The organism is Pantoea septica, from assembly GCF_002095575.1.
GTDB lineage: Bacteria > Pseudomonadota > Gammaproteobacteria > Enterobacterales > Enterobacteriaceae > Pantoea > Pantoea septica.
Map to the genome: position 1 here is coordinate 81,340 of NZ_MLJJ01000007.1, position 14,257 is coordinate 95,596.

The window sequence follows — 14,257 nt, forward strand, 5'->3', positions numbered from 1 at the left end:
ATGAGTAACGTTCTAGCCCTGAAATTTAGTAATGCAGAGCCGGACCAGCTGCTCGGAACTCTGTCAGTTGAAGAGGTGATGGAGGTTCTTAAAGAAAGGGTTCGCTCTGAGGTTGAGGAAGAGGTGCGCGGCGATTATCAAGGGCAAATAGATGACCTGGAATGCCAGCTCGATGAGGAAGGAGACTGGAGAAACGATGCCGAAAGCTGGGAATGCGATGCTATCGGTCTCTATCGTGCTATCGAAGCTGCTATTGAACTTCCCTGGACCGAAGGGTTACCACTTCTGCGCCAGGCGATGGCTGACTACGGGAAGGATATCGACTGATGCCTAAATCCCCCGCAGAACGCAAAGCCGCCCAGCGTGCCAGACAGGCCGCTGCCGGTGAGCAGAAATTAGAACTGGTGCTGGATAGCCAGGAACTGGAGATGCTGGCGCAGAACTGCGCCGCTCGGCGCCCCGGCCGCGAGCCGTATGAGCTGAACGAGTACATCACGATGCTTATCCGCAAGGACGCGGCTGAGCTGGCGCAGCAGATGAAAGCGCTAGCGAAGCGTCAGTGCAGGAAGTGTGGGGATCGTCTGCCTGTCAGCGCGTGCCCCTGCCAGGGTGATTCGCAGTGCTGGGCCACCAGCGGCTGGCTTGAGACAAAATTAAACATCATGCCGTGACATGTCACGGATGCTTAACCTGTTGCAGCAGGAGTGGAGAAAATAATGAATTCAGATTTTATGAGCGAGCAGGAAGTGATGCAGGAGATCGGAAAAGCACGGACAGCACTCTGGCGGCTACGTAAATGCCACGGCTTCCCGTCACCAGTTCTTACCCATCCGGCGCGTTACAGTCGCAAAGCTGTGCAGCGTTGGATCGAGTCAGGCGGCGTTAACCGAGCTGTTTGACATGCCAGAATATCTTATCAGCGTAGAGCTCATAGGCTTTACGCTGCTCTTCTAACCAGTCGTGCTTGTTGTATACCGCCATCACCCCGCCCAGTTCATGCCCCAGCATCTTCTCCGTAACATGAGGCATCACCCCTTCGCTGGATAAATTAGTCACAAGGGAGCGCCGGAAATCATGAGTGCGCCATTCGGGTATTTCAATCCCGCTGCGTAACTTCTTCATGTAGAGGTTAGATGACGATCTGTCTATCGCCTTATCTAACTCCTGCCCCGGAAAAAGCACGTTATTTTTTGTGGCCAGCAGCTGCTCGATGTAAGGCCTCACCTGTTCGAATATTGGGCGCCGAATAACATTCCCCATCTTCGAATGTGCGGCCGGCGTGGTCCAAATCAGGTCGTCCATATTGAACTCTGACGCCGTTGCCAAGCGTAGTTCTGATAGCCTCGCACCCCAAAGCAACAGCAGCTGATGAAGCACGCGGTTTGAGGTCACGATTTTGCTGTTATCAAGCGCCAGCCAGATTTTTGCAAGCTCGGTATAAGTCAGCACGCGATCACCTACATCAGGCTTTTTCCCGATGTTTTTCACGCTTAGCTTTGTGAGTTCACATGAGGGAATCAGCTGCCGGCTGATGCACCAGTTGATGACAGATCTCAGCTGAAGCAAAAGAACGCGCGCCTTTTTCTTATTTAGCTTTTCCTGCTTATCGAAGAACAGGACCCATTGTGAGACAGGAACATTGGCCACAGGCATATCTTTAAATTCTGTGTACATGGTGTTGTACACGACGGATTTGTACAAGATGCGGGTGTTTTGTTTTAGCCCTTCGACGTACTTTTCCCACCACTGATCGAGACACTCCTGAAGCGTCAGCTCACCCTTACTACTGGCAAAGTAGGTTTTAGGGTGGATGCCCTTCGTGTACAATCCGCGCATCTCGCCGACAATGACGCGCGCGTCTTTGAGTGTGGTTCCCGGATAGCGGCCAACAGTGAGGCGTACAGGCTTGCCGTTCCAGCGAAAACGGAACTGAAATGAGATCGTGCCGGTAGGTGTAATGCGTGCGCTCAGACCATCCCCATCGGTTACTTCAGCTGGGCCGGTATAGGGTTTGCCGTTAATGCTTCTGAGTTTGGTATCGCTGAGCGCCACTACCTTATGTCCTGTACACATTGGTCTAACGCATTCTGTACTCAATGTGTACGCAAAGGCAAGTGAACGAACCTATTTCAAGATGGTTTACATTGAAACAAAGTAAGATGAAGTGAAAGGTAAAGGTTGTTAAAAACTCAGGTTTTCCGGTAGTATAGAAACCAGTTCGAACATCGTTGAACTCGTCGAAACGATGTCCCCTTAGTTAAATGGATATAACGAGCCCCTCCTAAGGGCTAGTTGCAGGTTCGATTCCTGCAGGGGACACCATTCGAACATCTCCCACCGTCTTCTCAAGTCTACAAAACCCAGTAAATACAGCCACCCTAGCCCAAACTCATTATCTCAACGTCTATTAACGTCTATTGAAATCTACTCACACATGGGGGTACATTTGGGGGTAGATGCCTGTTCAATGAAAAGAGATACCCCCAATATGAAACTCAACGCCCGCCAGGTGGATACTGCCAAGGGAAAGGATAAGCCTTATAAGCTCTCTGATGGCGGTGGCCTGTATCTACTGGTTAACCCCAATGGCTCCCGTTACTGGCGACTAAAGTACCGTGCTGCAGGCAAAGAAAAGCTTCTGGCCGTCGGGGTATATCCTGATGTGTCACTTGCTGATGCGCGAAGAAAGCGCGACGAAGCAAAAAAGGTGATCGCTGCTGGTGGCGATCCGGGGGTATTAAAGCAGGAAGAAAAGCGAGAGAAGGAGCGGGCTGTCGTAACTACTTTCAAATCGGTGGCTTTAGAATGGCACGCTTATAAATCTGCCAAGTGGACGGAAGAGTATGCCGATTCAATGCTGGCATGTCTTGAAATGGACGTATTCCCTTTTATTGGTAGAGCAGATATTACCAGCCTTACCCCTACCGATATGCTTGGTGTGCTGCAAAGGATGGAAGCGCGCAACGTTCTTCACAAGCTGAAAAAAGTCAGGCAGGCGTGTAAGCAGATTTACACCTTTGCCATCATTACTGGCAAGGCTCAGCTAAACCCGGTTTCTGACTTGTCTGGAGCGCTGCTAACTCCAAAACAAAACCACTTCCCTCACCTTAACGTTGACCAGATGCCGGCATTCCTATCCTCGTTAAATGATTACAGCGGTAGTTTGCTGACTCGTAACGGCGCACGTTTGTTGATGCTCACCGGATTGCGTACGATTGAGCTACGCGCCTCAGAGTGGACCGATATCGATTTCGAAAAAGGCGTCTGGCAGATCCCCGCCGAACGAATGAAGATGAGACGCCCTCACCTTGTACCCCTTTCCAGGCAAGCTAAATCACTCTTAGAAGAAATCCACCAGCTCACCGGGCGTGGGAAGTATGTCTTTCCTGGCAGAAACGATGCCGGGAAGCCAATGAGTGAGGCCAGCATCAATCAGGTGATCAAACGTATCGGGTATGACGGCAAAGCCACCGGGCATGGTTTCCGGCACACCATGAGTACCATCCTGCACGAACAGGGATACAACACAGCTTGGATTGAAACGCAGCTTGCTCACGTTGATAAAAACAGCATTCGCGGCACCTACAACCACGCCCAATATCTGGACGGACGCAGGGAAATGCTTCAATGGTATGCCGACTATATGGATGCGCTGGAAAAGGGTGAAAATGTGGTTCATGGCACGTTTGGTAAGCGAGCGTAAAAACACTGGAAAAGTAAACAGTAGTGATCTATATTGCACATCAGTAGATGATTTATTGTTCTTTAAAAGCTCGCTCTGAGTAAGAGCTTTGTTCTTTAAAAAAGGCTTTAGCCTACGTCGTTGAAAAACGAATCGTGTTTTCGTGAATATGACTTCAAACGTTCATCACTTCGCTCTTTTATAATCTGAATTCTTTGCCTAATGCCGAAAAGGTGTCTGGCCAAATCCATGAATATCGTTTTGTATGTTAAATATGGGTTTAGACGCTTCTTCATGCTGCAAAGAATTTAGGCTCTTTTAAAGCCGCGGCACTCCGGAATACCGGAAAGATCATCGAAATATGATCAATGTTCACCCGATAATGGGCAAGGACAGTAATAATGGCACTGTCAGAACATAGCCATGCACTTTAAAATCATGCGCCCGCTCTCCGCCCTTCTGGAGACTCCATTTGTTATCGGAGAGGGTATTAGTTCTTCAAAATATGGCGCACATTTATGAAACCCTTTGGTTTCATTTATACAAGCTGCTGCCAAATGGTTTGGGATGTTTCGTCCCTTCGTATAATAGCTACCGCAATCGGTAACTAATCAGCATTAGTCGCCAAAAATCAATCTAAATCAATAAATTACCGCACATGTTTATCATGTTGTGGCTTTTACCATTTATAAAATCTGGAAATAAAAAAGCCCTTTCTTATTAGATGGGGCTTTTTTTATGCCCAAAGAAAAGGAAATGTCATGACTCCATCTAAAAAGTTAGTTCGTCTATCAGAGGTTTTAAGTAGAACTGGTTACAGCCGAGCATGGATTTATAAACTTATTTCACAAGGCCGTTTCCCTCCATCAGTAAAGATTGGTTCGCGCTCAATTGCCTTCGTCGAAAGTGAGATAGATGAGTGGATTGATCAGCGCATCGCTGATTCACGTGATGAGGTAGCCTGATGGAAATGAAAAACCGCCAATTACAGGCGGCTAATCAGGATGGTGACAGCCCTGATATTAAGCCAGCCAAAATCATTAAGCCATCACCCAAGAAACACCGAGCTCGCGTCTACATGATGCGCACGGGCGTTAACGGCTTCACTGAGAATGAGATCCTCCGTTATTGCCGCTTGTCCAGCGCTAGAAACTATGCGACTGAGCTGGAAAGAAGGCTTGATATACGCCTAGAGCGCCTCGACGAGCCCAATGGCGACGGCATTGGTAGCCACTTCCGCTATCGCATTACCTGCCGCGCCGACGTGATGCGAGTGATTCAGCTAGTTAATCAAAACGCTGCCGCTGGTGGGTATACCGGTCTTTCCACGCTCGAGGTTAACGACATTCTTTCTCTCTACCCTGACGCATTCAACGCCGCTTAACGGAGCCTAAAAATGAGAACTGAAAAAAGCAGATTAATTTCTGAGGCCTCCCCTCAACCCACCACCAGCATCAACGATATTTCTGGCAACGACTTTGCCGCTATTGTCCCGGTGATTCCCGGCCAGATTGGCGGACGAGAAAGCAATATTGTGAGCGGAACATCGTTACATAAAGCGCTGGGGGTAGAAACCAGAATGACCGACTGGATCAAGCGCCGCATCAGTGAGTATGGATTTAAGGAGGGTACGGATTACATCATTGCTGAAACTTTGCGCTCCTCAAATTTGAGTAGCTCAAAATCTCGCCGACAAGTCAGCCATGAATATTTGACCACGTTGAATATGGCCAAAGAGCTGGCAATGGTAGAGCGCAGCGAGCAGGGTCGCGCCGTGCGCCGTTACTTCATCCAGTGTGAAGAGGCATTACAGCTCAGCGTGCCGGAAATTGCCGCACAGTATCGCCGCCAGCTTAAAGCTCGCCTGAGTGCCGCGAATATGTTTAAACCGATGTGCGCCGCTCTGGATGCTGCCCGTGCTGAACAGGGTAAACAGACTTTACACCGTCATTACAGCAACGAAAGCAACATGATTGCCCGCATCGTGCTGGGTGGACTAACAGCCAAACAGTGGGCGCAGGTTAACGGAATAGATGGTGAGCCACGTGACGGCATGAATTCTGCCCAGCTCGAGCACCTAACCTATCTCGAAAGCACCAACATCACGCTGATTGATATGGGCATGGCATACGACCAACGCAAAGCAGAACTAATGCGGCTTTCTCAGCGTTGGTTGTCCAAACGTCTGGAGGCTGCACATGACTAAACCAACCAGCCAACCAGAACCCAATCAGCGTTATCAGGACGCCAGCGGCGCCATAGTGAAAGTACACAGTGTGCTATCTAATCGCGTGACGTTCTATAGGACCGGGTATGAGTCTCCATGCACATACTCAGTTGAGCGTTTCATCCGGGAGTTCACGGAGGTGGCTCAATGAATGCTGCGTCATGGTGTGGATCACAGCTGCGTGCAAAGCCGCATTTGGGCTTAGCCAAACTTAGCCAGACCTTAACCAATCTTAACGGCTACTCAGCCATAGATTCGGCTGAAAACCTGTCAAAACCTGACATGCCGAGCCGTAAGACATGGTCTTACGTTAGTTATGCCTGCTATCACAATCCGTCAAAAAACAGCTTGCTCAGGTCACAATATTCGGACTATGCTCAACCTTCACCGGCAAAATCCGGTGACAGGATTGGCGTCCTGGTTATGTTATCGGCGACATATGACGCGCCTAGCGTCTTTTTTTATGTCGTTAATCTAACTCACCCATTTTTCAGCGATGCGGTTATAATCCGTGCCGCTCACGAAGTAATGGTGGGCTGGATGGGGGCGGAGAAATCCGCGCCGGTTTCCGATAACGCCGGTTACGCCAACCCTGTTCAGTCCACCACCAGTGAAATTGGCGTTTCCGGTGGTGGTATCAAATACCAGTTATCGGAGGCTGCCATCATGGCTACTGCCCTCACCCAAGTCACACCCAATTTTGAGTTTCGTTTTCTGGCTCTGTCACGCGCTGACATGAAGGCCAAGCCTTGCCGCGTATCTGTTGAGGCCATCAGCGAGAAAGAAGCTCGCCGCGTTCTGGCCCCTCATTTCATCCTGTCATTAGCCGCACGCCTGCCAGTTCAGGAGGTGGCGCATGTTTAATCCCGTTTATGAAATTACCCTCAAGCAAGCCGCCGAGCGTGCTCACCAGGCAGAAATTATCTCCCGCTTAATCGAACTCAGCTCAGACGAGATCGGGGAAGGTGATTTAACAGCAATTTCAACACTGTTGCGCCAACTTACAGGTGACGTGGCCGCGTTTCTCGTTGAAATGGTTGCTGAAGAGGAGAGCCGCAATGCGTAACCCGATCGAACTCATTGACGCCATGAATAAAATCGAGAGCCTGGTCATTGCTGCGCAGTTCCTCACATCAAATGACGACGAGCGTAAAACGCAAAGCGAGCTGCTGAACATCATCGAAGATATTGCCCGAAATGCTCAAAAGAGCCTGGAGGGTGACCATGCGTAGTTACTTCCAGATTCAAGCGCGCGGACTCAACCGCCGTGGCGATACCGTAGCGATAAATTATCAGGTGATTACCTCCTCAAGCGCTTATGCCAAAGCCCACGCGCTGAAAAAAGCACGCCTTGATGGGCTGAAGCAACCTCACATCAGTCATGCACGGGAGGTGTTGGCATGAAAGCACAGTTAATCGAATTAAGTGACGTTATGTGCCGCATCCAGCAAGCCCAAACAGTGCTTACTGTCTGGCTGAAAACAATGACCACAGATGATGGCCTCGTGCCCGATATGGTTGATTCCGTTCTCACGATTCTGGACGGCTTGCCTGACGCTATTGCTCAGCAGATGGAGGAAAAGTAATGGCTATTTCATTCGCTGAAATTGACTCACAGGCCGCCAATCTGAAGAAGGCACGCGCCGTTCTATCAATCCTGCTTGAGACGATGCCAGGCAACGACGTTAACGAGGATTACACCTGGCTCATCAATCTCGCCCACGGCACCGTTCACGACACCATTAAGGCGCTGGAGGCAGCAGTTGATGCCGATCTTAATTCTCGTGGTAAAGGAGCGCCGGCCAAACCATGAATAACATTCTTAAATTCTCGAAAATGCCGGAGAAATCCGGCTCTTTCTCAGCCGAGGCCACCCCTGATGGGGTGCGCATTGGCAGCCGGCTTATAGGTTTCTCATCCATCATTCGACAATTGGATGAAGGGCGCTTCGATAAGCCGATTTCGGAGGGTTTTGGTGTGATTGCCGAGTTATCTCTTGCTGAAATCCGTGGCTGGTTTCAACCCAGCATAGAGCAGCAGGTTAACGTCTGGCGCTGGATGGTGGCAGGCGTATTTATCGTTGAGCAGATGCAAGCCAATGGCACCGTCGAAGTGGATCAGGGTGACGGCACAACGGCTTATGCGGTGCGTTACGTGGGTGAGCATGGTGGCATCGTAGTTTATCCGGCAACCGAGCGATTCTCTCTGACGAGAAATATTGAGGAACTGGCGTTTGAGCAGTTCACCCATGACAACCCTCACCAGAAAGCCCTGATGATTTACCAATCCATGCTGGAAGCAGCCCCAGATGGCGGCATGACGTTATCCACGTGGGGCCGTGATGCTATGACAATGCTCCACGACGGATTTATCGAAATGCTGAATACCGAAGGTATGCCAGCCGCACCGATAGCGCACTAAGGGAGATAGTCATGACAATTATCACTAAAAACTTCCGACTTAATGCGCTGGCCAACCAGTATTCAGCGGCCATTTATAACCATGTCAGGCAGCTGAACGGGGGCGACTGGTTCCCGATGGAAATCAGCGGGCGGAGGATTGAGGTTGCTATTGTGGATGGTTCATCCGGTATCAGGTTGCTGGTGGACAGCTTTCTGCTGGAGGCATTGAAGCAGGAACATCCACGCTGGGAGGCTCTGGCTGTCAATCTGTTGCCCCTCTGTATAGAGGGCGCCGAACTGAGCGAGCGAGGGGAAAATATCTGGCAAGGCATGATTAACGACATGAGCGCCACCCTCTCGAATAAAGGGAGTAACTTCAATGCGTAATTATGACCTTATCCGGGAGACGACAAGCGCAGCGGCTAACCGCTGGCCGCTGGTGCTGAGCCAGTTGGGAATTAAAGTCCCCCGCTCGCCCCGCCAGCACGCGCCCTGCCCGGCCTGCGGTGGTGTTGACCGCTTTCGCTTCGATGACAAAGGGCGTGGCAGCTTCTTCTGCAATCAATGCGGTGCGGGTGATGGCTTAGACCTGATCCAGAAAGTTAACGAGTGCGGGGTAACTGAGGCCGCACGCATGGCTGCTGATGTGCTGGGTATTGATTACCGGGCAACAGAAACTGACCAGAAAGCAGCCAGCCAGAGAAGGCAGCAGCTTGATGAGCAGCGCCACCAGCAGGAGCAGGAGCGCCAGCAGAAAGAGTCAGCTGAGGCCGCACACCGTCGCGATAATTTTGTGAGCCACTACCAGAGGCTGGCAGAGCAATCCACTCTACGTGAAAGCGAATACCTGATTGCCAAAGGGCTCGACGCCTTCACCCTGCCGTGCCTGCCCGATGGATCAATTCTGCTTTCGCTGGTGGATGAATCCGGCGATGTAGCAGCAGCTCAGACCATTACGCCTCAGGGCGAAAAAAAGGTGCTCTATGGCTCTGCAAAGCGCGGGGCGTGGCACCTCGTTAACCAGCCGCAGGACGTAAGCGAAATCATCATTGGTGAAGGTCTGGCTACGACGCTCACCGCTCACCAGATACGCCCCACAGCGCTCGCTGTCGTGGCTCTTGATGCCGGTAACCTGCTGCCCGTCGCTCAAGCTATGCGCCAGCGGTACCCGGAAGCCTCAATCATCATCGCCGGCGATAACGACTGGCATGAACCGGGTGAGCTCGACGACCACGGCAGGCCGAAAGTTAACGGGGGAAAGATATTCGCCCTAAAAGCTGCTGAAGCCGTTAATGGCTCTGTCTCATTACCCCCCACCAGCTACAAGGCTGACTGGGATGATTACCGCCAGCAAAACGGGCTGGATAACACCACTACAGCATTTAACGAATCATTGTACCAACCGCAGGGGGAAAGCATGGGCGCTCAACTGGAAGTGATTGAAGGCGGCAAAGCAACAGCGCCGGATCGCGACTCGCTAAAACCCCGGATTGAAAGCCGTCAGGATGGTGTGTATTGGGTTGAGCCAAACACCGATAAGCAGACCGGGGAAATCATCAACCGTGAAAGCTGGTTGTGCTCTCCTCTGCAGGTGATCGGTACCGGGCGCGATGACAAAGACCAGTACCTGATACTTCGCTGGCTGGCGTGGGGTTCAGACAGCGAAACCACACAGGCTATTCCGCTTGCTGACATTGGTGAGCGAGAAGGATGGAGAACGCTCAAAGCTGGTGGCGTGAACGTAACAACTAAAAGCGGCCTGAGAGCAATTCTGGCGGACTGGCTACAGCGGAACGGGTCAAAGGAGGTCTGGAGAGTGGCGCACGCTACAGGGTGGCAGTGCGGCGCTTATATCATGCCTGACGGGGAGATCATCGGTGCGCCTGATAAGCCGGTACTGTTCAATGGCCGCAGTTCTGCCGCAGCCGGTTACACCAGCAGGGGAAGCGCTGAAAGCTGGCGCCAAAGCGTTGGAGCGCTGGCCGCCGGTAACTATTCAATGATGACTGGCGTTGCTGCGGCGCTGGCTGCCCCGCTGATTGGCCTGGCGGGTGCTGATGGCTTCGGCATTCACTTCTACGAGCAATCAAGCGCCGGTAAAACCACCACCGCCAATGTGGCCAGCAGCCTCTACGGTAATCCTGACCAGCTGCGCCTGACGTGGTACGGCACCGCGTTAGGCCTGGCTAACGAAGCTGCCGCCCATAATGATGCGCTGATGCCACTGGATGAGGTGGGGCAAGGCGCTGATCCGGTTAGCGTCTCACAGTCAGCCTATGCGCTCTTTAACGGCGTGGGGAAACTGCAGGGAGCCAAAGAAGGCGGTAACCGTGACCTGAAGCGCTGGCGCACAGTGGCGATCAGCACCGGCGAGATGGATTTAGAAACCTTCATCGCTATGGCGGGCCGTAAAGCGAAGGCCGGGCAACTGGTCAGGCTGCTGAATATCCCACTGAGTAAGGCTGTGAGATTCCACCAGCACGAGAACGGCAAGCAGCACGCCGACGCGCTGAAGGATGCCTGGCAGAATCACCACGGCGTAGCAGGCCGGGAGTGGATTAAATGGCTAGCCGGCAATCAACAGCAGGCTACTGAAACAGTCAGAGAGGCAGAGGCGCGCTGGCGCGGTCTGATACCGGCAGAATATGGCGAGCAGGTTCATCGCGTAGGCGCACGCTTCGCCATTCTTGAGGCTGCGCTACTGCTGGGCCGCGTTATCACTGGATGGGACGAGCAGACGTGCCGCGACGCCGTTCAGCACAGCTATAACGCCTGGGTGAGAGAGTTTGGTACCGGCAACAAAGAACATCAGCAGATCATCGCCCAGTGTGAAGCGTTTTTAAACGCCAATGGCTACAGCCGGTTTGCCCCTTTCCCGTATGACCCTCAATCGCTTCCTATCCGCGATATGGCTGGCTATCGCGCCAGCGGCAACCATGACGATGATCCGATCGTCTTTTACACCTTCCCGGCAACGTTCGAGCAGGAGATAGCCAGTGGATTCAACCCCAAGCAGTTCGCCCGGGTGCTGGCAGAGAGCGGCATGCTGACACCACCGACCAGCGGCAGAGGATTCCAGCGTAAGTCTCCGCGGATTAACAAACGTCAGTACAACGTCTATGTAATCCAGTACCGGCCAGAGGATGAGGCTCAGGAAGAGTAAGCCTCACATGTGAGGATTTTAGTGTTGGTTCAGTTAGTTCAGTTGGTTCAATTCCTCGTCACCTTTGATTTATAAGGAATTTAAATTTAAAAGTGAACCAACACTGAACCAACAAAGGGCTGTTTTGAACCAACATCCTCAGCGGAAAAACATGCTTTTCAAGACGGTACAGATGGTGAATGACAAGATAGCTGAAGAACTTGAGGCGAAAGGCCTCTACAGCAGGGCAGCTTCTCGCTGGCTGGAGGTGTTCGACAATTGCGACTCAGAAGCAGGCCGAGAGTGACTCAGATCCCGCCGCAATCAGTGTCTGGCGAAGCGTGTTCGCCCCACTGTGCTTATTGACACCTTTGGAGATGTGACCAAGGCCGCAGTCGATACACAGCGCAGAATGGGGTTAGCCAAACCAGACGGCGAGGCCTTCAGGTTGAAAGATGAAGTGAGTTATCAATCAAGGAAGGTCGGAAAACAAAGAAAGTAACAACAATTGCAATGTTAATAATTATTGATAGGATGTTTCCGATTGCAATCAATGGAAATATAAAAAATGAAAAAGGTTTTGGCAGTGGCGCTTGGGGCGTTGTTACTTTCAGGATGTACTGTGCGTGTCGCTGATATGACTGTCGCAAGCACCAAAAACTACAACTTGAACGCAGCTAAGTTTGAGAAAGGTGCTCGCGTGACCGGCGAAGATAAAGCGCCAATCGTAATTTTCCCTTTAGGTATTCCGAACGTTAAAACGGCTATGGATCACGCTATTGAGAAAGATAAGTGTGCAGTTGGCTTGAGCGATGTGGTTATCTACCAGTTAAACCACGCCTTCCTCTTCGGCACATACGGTTTCCGTGTTGAGGGTACGCAAATTATCGACAAATCACAGATGGGATGTGAAAACCACATCTGATAGCAAGCCACCTTCGGGTGGCTTTTTTCTAGGGGGCAAGGAAATGAAAAAGTCTATTCTGGCATGTTTTATATCTGTGTTCATTTTGACAGGATGTGGTCCAAAAGAGCTTTCTCCGGAAGAGAAACAAAAAGTAGAACAACTCAAGGTGGAATTATCACAAACAGAAAGTGAGATTTCATCTGCGAATGCCGCCAATCAGAACTACTCTGGCGGGCTGATCAAGACTTTAATCAGCGCCAGAGTTGAGATTCTCAAAACAAACCAGGCGCTGATTAAGCAGCGAATTGATGGTATTGAGTCAGGCGCAAAAATAACAATGGATGTACCCGGAACAAAGCCGGATGAGGTGGCGGCTGAGTCAGTTAAGAGCGAAATAGATGCGTTAAATGCTCAGATTTCTCAGGCTAAAGCAGAAGCCAACCAATATAGCGGTGGCCTGGTTCTTGCGATGAAACTGGCAGCAATCGCAACTCAGGAGCAAACCATGGCGATGCTTCAACAACGATATTTGTCAGCCAAGTATGGACTTGCTAACGCTATGCCATCTGATTTGAAGCAGAGCAACGTTGCTGAAGCAAAGCAAATCGAGAAGCCAGCCCAGGCTAGCAATAGCCAGCCATTGCTTCCGCCGGGAGATGGGCCATTTGGCCTGGAGTCAGGTTTAAGCAAAAAGAATATCGAAGATATGACCGGTGAAGAGCTTAAGCCTTATGAGGGCGTGCCGAATCTCTACACGATAAAATCGCCACCGAAAAAGAACGCTGAATTTGAGGGTTTTGGTCTACTCATTTCTCCAAAATCTGGCCTATGCCAAATTAGAGCGTTAGGTAAAAACATTGATACAGACAGCTATGGACTTGCGCTCCAATCAAAATTCAAAGAGCTCTTAGATTCTCTATCTTCAATCTATGGCAAACCTAAAAGTACCGATTTTTTACTTTCAGGCTCAATCTGGAAAGAACCTCAAGACTGGATGATGGCGCTGAACAAAAAGGAACGTTTCCTCTCAGCCCAATGGGGAGGATCTCCCGCAACACCTCTTAAAAACAAGCTTGCATCAGTATCTATGGAAGCAAGAGCCAATGGCTCTAGCGAGGGATATGTTTTCCTTCAGTATGACTTTGACAACATAGATGCTTGCAACGCAGAAATTGAAGAAGCTAAGAAAAGCTCGTTATAAACCTTTCCTCTATATTGCTATATAAACGCTTATAAAATTTTGTAACCACACCTCGCTCCGGCGAGGTTTTTTATGAGCAAAATATTCGATCAAAACGATCCAATCATCATTTCATAAATCGGCATATAAATAGAGATCGTTTCACTTTTTGCAATTATAATCACTGTATATTTATCAGGAGGTGGTTATGCAAAAGTGCACAGTAAAAACAGTCCTCATTAAAGTCGAACAGTATGAAGAACTCCGTAAATTACAGGAAAAAGAGCGAGCAAAATCCCCTCTAGGTGTTGCCCCAACAATTCACGTTATCGCTCGCGGCCTGATGGATAAGGCATTGGCTCAACTTGCTCAGGAGGCGTAATGGAACAATTACAACGCCTGGCCGAAGCTGTTGCGGACGCTTACCTTCGTAATCGGCTCCGAGAGCATGGGAATACTCAGTTTTCGCATGACGGAAAAACAGGTGAAATTCGCCGTGATTTACTGGCGTCCGGGCTGGTGGATAACTGCGTTTATGCTGCCCGAAATAGCGGCAAGGCCGATTATGAACAGGAGGCATACTCAATGCTAATGGAGATGATTTCTCTGGACGGCAGAGAGTACCGGGTAACAGACCACGGCCTGAACGTAATCGAACATATGCATCGCATAGCGCTGGTTAAAGCCACGCCCCGCGTCAATCATTAAGGGGGATGA

21 protein-coding genes, 1 tRNA gene and 1 pseudogene are annotated in these 14,257 nt (G+C 50.6%); 22 read left to right on the forward strand and 1 reads right to left on the reverse strand.

Going from position 1 to position 14,257, the window contains the following annotated elements; translation table 11 throughout:
• A complete protein-coding gene (locus tag HA46_RS05605; RefSeq protein WP_084882735.1) occupies positions 1 to 327 on the forward strand; it encodes a hypothetical protein in 327 nt (108 codons plus the stop codon).
• Positions 327 to 671 carry a hypothetical protein gene (locus HA46_RS05610; RefSeq protein ID WP_084882740.1) on the forward strand — a complete coding sequence of 115 codons (345 nt, stop codon included), beginning with the start codon at positions 327 to 329 and terminating at the stop codon, positions 669 to 671. The genes HA46_RS05605 and HA46_RS05610 overlap by 1 nt, the downstream gene beginning before the upstream one ends.
• 211 nt (positions 672 to 882) lie before the next feature.
• On the opposite strand, the gene HA46_RS05620 is transcribed toward HA46_RS05610, so the two are convergent.
• Positions 883 to 2,052, reverse strand: coding sequence for a tyrosine-type recombinase/integrase (locus HA46_RS05620; protein WP_084882745.1), 1,170 nt, complete (start codon positions 2,050 to 2,052; stop codon positions 883 to 885).
• Positions 2,053 to 2,247: 195 nt separating this feature from the next.
• Between HA46_RS05620 and HA46_RS05625 the strand changes: the two genes are divergently transcribed.
• The 20 genes and pseudogenes from HA46_RS05625 to HA46_RS05710 all read left to right on the forward strand — a co-directional run bounded on the left by HA46_RS05625 (position 2,248) and on the right by HA46_RS05710 (position 14,248).
• Positions 2,248 to 2,322, forward strand: a tRNA-Arg gene (locus tag HA46_RS05625).
• Between the two features lie 166 nt (positions 2,323 to 2,488).
• Positions 2,489 to 3,703, forward strand: coding sequence for a tyrosine-type recombinase/integrase (locus HA46_RS05630; protein ID WP_084882750.1), 1,215 nt, complete (start codon positions 2,489 to 2,491; stop codon positions 3,701 to 3,703).
• Positions 3,704 to 4,443: 740 nt separating this feature from the next.
• Positions 4,444 to 4,647, forward strand: a complete 204-nt coding sequence (locus HA46_RS05635) for a helix-turn-helix transcriptional regulator (RefSeq protein WP_084882754.1) — start codon at positions 4,444 to 4,446, stop codon at positions 4,645 to 4,647.
• Positions 4,647 to 5,066: a hypothetical protein gene (locus HA46_RS05640; protein ID WP_084882759.1), complete on the forward strand. Its 420-nt coding sequence runs from the start codon at positions 4,647 to 4,649 to the stop codon at positions 5,064 to 5,066. Before HA46_RS05635 ends, HA46_RS05640 begins: the two co-directional genes overlap by 1 nt.
• Before the next feature lie 12 nt (positions 5,067 to 5,078).
• A complete protein-coding gene (locus HA46_RS05645) occupies positions 5,079 to 5,888 on the forward strand; it encodes an antA/AntB antirepressor family protein (protein ID WP_084882763.1) in 810 nt (269 codons plus the stop codon).
• Entirely contained in the window at positions 5,881 to 6,060 is a 180-nt protein-coding gene (locus HA46_RS05650; RefSeq protein ID WP_084882767.1) for a DUF4222 domain-containing protein, read from the forward strand. The genes HA46_RS05645 and HA46_RS05650 overlap by 8 nt, the downstream gene beginning before the upstream one ends.
• Positions 6,057 to 6,773, forward strand: coding sequence for a host cell division inhibitor Icd-like protein (locus tag HA46_RS05655; protein WP_143807590.1), 717 nt, complete (start codon positions 6,057 to 6,059; stop codon positions 6,771 to 6,773). The genes HA46_RS05650 and HA46_RS05655 overlap by 4 nt, the downstream gene beginning before the upstream one ends.
• On the forward strand, positions 6,766 to 6,975 hold the full coding sequence (locus HA46_RS05660; RefSeq protein WP_084882772.1) for a hypothetical protein: 210 nt from the start codon (positions 6,766 to 6,768) through the stop codon (positions 6,973 to 6,975). Before HA46_RS05655 ends, HA46_RS05660 begins: the two co-directional genes overlap by 8 nt.
• Positions 6,968 to 7,141: a hypothetical protein gene (locus tag HA46_RS21030; protein ID WP_158086839.1), complete on the forward strand. Its 174-nt coding sequence runs from the start codon at positions 6,968 to 6,970 to the stop codon at positions 7,139 to 7,141. The genes HA46_RS05660 and HA46_RS21030 overlap by 8 nt, the downstream gene beginning before the upstream one ends.
• On the forward strand, positions 7,134 to 7,313 hold the full coding sequence (locus HA46_RS05665) for a hypothetical protein (protein ID WP_084882775.1): 180 nt from the start codon (positions 7,134 to 7,136) through the stop codon (positions 7,311 to 7,313). The genes HA46_RS21030 and HA46_RS05665 overlap by 8 nt, the downstream gene beginning before the upstream one ends.
• Positions 7,310 to 7,495 (forward strand): hypothetical protein, encoded by a 186-nt coding sequence (locus HA46_RS05670; protein WP_084882780.1) that lies wholly within the window; start codon positions 7,310 to 7,312, stop codon positions 7,493 to 7,495. Before HA46_RS05665 ends, HA46_RS05670 begins: the two co-directional genes overlap by 4 nt.
• Positions 7,495 to 7,722 carry a hypothetical protein gene (locus HA46_RS05675; RefSeq protein ID WP_084882784.1) on the forward strand — a complete coding sequence of 76 codons (228 nt, stop codon included), beginning with the start codon at positions 7,495 to 7,497 and terminating at the stop codon, positions 7,720 to 7,722. Before HA46_RS05670 ends, HA46_RS05675 begins: the two co-directional genes overlap by 1 nt.
• The gene (locus HA46_RS05680; RefSeq protein WP_084882787.1) at positions 7,719 to 8,330 is read left to right on the forward strand and encodes a hypothetical protein; all 612 of its coding nucleotides are present in this window, start codon (positions 7,719 to 7,721) and stop codon (positions 8,328 to 8,330) included. The genes HA46_RS05675 and HA46_RS05680 overlap by 4 nt, the downstream gene beginning before the upstream one ends.
• 11 nt (positions 8,331 to 8,341) lie before the next feature.
• The gene (locus HA46_RS05685; protein ID WP_084882790.1) at positions 8,342 to 8,698 is read left to right on the forward strand and encodes a hypothetical protein; all 357 of its coding nucleotides are present in this window, start codon (positions 8,342 to 8,344) and stop codon (positions 8,696 to 8,698) included.
• Entirely contained in the window at positions 8,691 to 11,474 is a 2,784-nt protein-coding gene (locus tag HA46_RS05690; protein WP_084882794.1) for a TOPRIM and DUF927 domain-containing protein, read from the forward strand. Before HA46_RS05685 ends, HA46_RS05690 begins: the two co-directional genes overlap by 8 nt.
• Before the next feature lie 172 nt (positions 11,475 to 11,646).
• A pseudogene (locus HA46_RS05695) lies at positions 11,647 to 11,955 on the forward strand (PerC family transcriptional regulator).
• Positions 11,956 to 12,021: 66 nt separating this feature from the next.
• Positions 12,022 to 12,378, forward strand: a complete 357-nt coding sequence (locus HA46_RS05700) for a hypothetical protein (protein ID WP_033752613.1) — start codon at positions 12,022 to 12,024, stop codon at positions 12,376 to 12,378.
• Positions 12,379 to 12,421: 43 nt separating this feature from the next.
• Positions 12,422 to 13,561 (forward strand): hypothetical protein, encoded by a 1,140-nt coding sequence (locus HA46_RS05705; RefSeq protein WP_084882798.1) that lies wholly within the window; start codon positions 12,422 to 12,424, stop codon positions 13,559 to 13,561.
• A gap of 187 nt (positions 13,562 to 13,748) precedes the next feature.
• Entirely contained in the window at positions 13,749 to 13,922 is a 174-nt protein-coding gene (locus HA46_RS21130; protein WP_167626699.1) for a hypothetical protein, read from the forward strand.
• Positions 13,922 to 14,248, forward strand: coding sequence for a hypothetical protein (locus HA46_RS05710; protein WP_084882802.1), 327 nt, complete (start codon positions 13,922 to 13,924; stop codon positions 14,246 to 14,248). Before HA46_RS21130 ends, HA46_RS05710 begins: the two co-directional genes overlap by 1 nt.
• Positions 14,249 to 14,257: the final 9 nt, after the last annotated feature.

Excerpts from the sequence above, each read along its gene's own strand:
- HA46_RS05665 (WP_084882775.1), top strand. The coding sequence starts at position 7,134 with ATGCGTAGTTACTTCCAGATTCAAGCGCGCGGACTCAACCGCCGTGGC.
- HA46_RS05690 (WP_084882794.1), top strand. The coding sequence starts at position 8,691 with ATGCGTAATTATGACCTTATCCGGGAGACGACAAGCGCAGCGGCTAAC.
- HA46_RS05660 (WP_084882772.1), top strand. The coding sequence starts at position 6,766 with ATGTTTAATCCCGTTTATGAAATTACCCTCAAGCAAGCCGCCGAGCGT.
- HA46_RS05685 (WP_084882790.1), top strand. The coding sequence starts at position 8,342 with ATGACAATTATCACTAAAAACTTCCGACTTAATGCGCTGGCCAACCAG.
- HA46_RS05655 (WP_143807590.1), top strand. The coding sequence starts at position 6,057 with ATGAATGCTGCGTCATGGTGTGGATCACAGCTGCGTGCAAAGCCGCAT.
- HA46_RS05680 (WP_084882787.1), top strand. The coding sequence starts at position 7,719 with ATGAATAACATTCTTAAATTCTCGAAAATGCCGGAGAAATCCGGCTCT.
- HA46_RS21030 (WP_158086839.1), top strand. The coding sequence starts at position 6,968 with ATGCGTAACCCGATCGAACTCATTGACGCCATGAATAAAATCGAGAGC.
- HA46_RS21130 (WP_167626699.1), top strand. The coding sequence starts at position 13,749 with ATGCAAAAGTGCACAGTAAAAACAGTCCTCATTAAAGTCGAACAGTAT.
- HA46_RS05645 (WP_084882763.1), top strand. The coding sequence starts at position 5,079 with ATGAGAACTGAAAAAAGCAGATTAATTTCTGAGGCCTCCCCTCAACCC.
- HA46_RS05610 (WP_084882740.1), top strand. The coding sequence starts at position 327 with ATGCCTAAATCCCCCGCAGAACGCAAAGCCGCCCAGCGTGCCAGACAG.
- HA46_RS05705 (WP_084882798.1), top strand. The coding sequence starts at position 12,422 with ATGAAAAAGTCTATTCTGGCATGTTTTATATCTGTGTTCATTTTGACA.
- HA46_RS05640 (WP_084882759.1), top strand. The coding sequence starts at position 4,647 with ATGGAAATGAAAAACCGCCAATTACAGGCGGCTAATCAGGATGGTGAC.
- HA46_RS05710 (WP_084882802.1), top strand. The coding sequence starts at position 13,922 with ATGGAACAATTACAACGCCTGGCCGAAGCTGTTGCGGACGCTTACCTT.
- HA46_RS05650 (WP_084882767.1), top strand. The coding sequence starts at position 5,881 with ATGACTAAACCAACCAGCCAACCAGAACCCAATCAGCGTTATCAGGAC.
- HA46_RS05670 (WP_084882780.1), top strand. The coding sequence starts at position 7,310 with ATGAAAGCACAGTTAATCGAATTAAGTGACGTTATGTGCCGCATCCAG.
- HA46_RS05635 (WP_084882754.1), top strand. The coding sequence starts at position 4,444 with ATGACTCCATCTAAAAAGTTAGTTCGTCTATCAGAGGTTTTAAGTAGA.
- HA46_RS05700 (WP_033752613.1), top strand. The coding sequence starts at position 12,022 with ATGAAAAAGGTTTTGGCAGTGGCGCTTGGGGCGTTGTTACTTTCAGGA.
- HA46_RS05675 (WP_084882784.1), top strand. The coding sequence starts at position 7,495 with ATGGCTATTTCATTCGCTGAAATTGACTCACAGGCCGCCAATCTGAAG.
- HA46_RS05630 (WP_084882750.1), top strand. The coding sequence starts at position 2,489 with ATGAAACTCAACGCCCGCCAGGTGGATACTGCCAAGGGAAAGGATAAG.
- HA46_RS05605 (WP_084882735.1), top strand. The coding sequence starts at position 1 with ATGAGTAACGTTCTAGCCCTGAAATTTAGTAATGCAGAGCCGGACCAG.